The sequence below is a fragment of the Microbacterium petrolearium genome, assembly GCF_054782875.1.
The window spans coordinates 1-542 of sequence record NZ_BAAGRQ010000097.1; the positions used below are offsets into that span (position 1 = coordinate 1).

At 40.0% G+C, this 542-nt stretch carries 1 rRNA gene; it reads right to left on the reverse strand.

What is annotated here, in order from left to right:
- Positions 1 to 224 precede the first annotated feature (224 nt).
- Positions 225 to 542 (reverse strand): 23S ribosomal RNA (locus ACYVJ0_RS13810); the annotation flags it as partial.

Genomic DNA, 542 nt, shown 5'->3' on the forward strand with positions numbered 1-542 from the left:
GTATTATCAGAGGTACTCAATACTACTAATTGTAGTAGAGTCTATATGTATTTATTGCTAAAAACAATAAATGTACTTTTTAGTAATTGTCAGGCGCTCTTGGAAGGATTATTGTTAGTATTACTCACCTTCTAGTCGTTGAACCTTTTCAGTCTTATTAATACTCGACTGAACTTGGCTGCAAATTGTCTCAGTTTCCTAAGAGTTTCTTGCAATTCACCTGATTTATGTCTCGACTAAACTCAAATATGTAATCGAGGTGGCAAACAGCGCCGCCAATATGAACTCTCGTGCGCTATAACCCTGTTATCCCTAGCGTAACTTTTATCTCTTGAGCGCTAGCCTATCCATATAGCACTAGCGGATCACTTAGTCCTACTTAAGTATCTGCTTCGACTTATCGGTCTTGCAGTCAAGCATGCATATACCTATGGGCTTTTGTGTGTCCTCATGACACGTTAGCTTCCATCTAACATCAGCATACCTTCGAGGTCCTCCGATACTTTATTGGAGGAAACCGTCCCAGTTAAACTACCCACTAG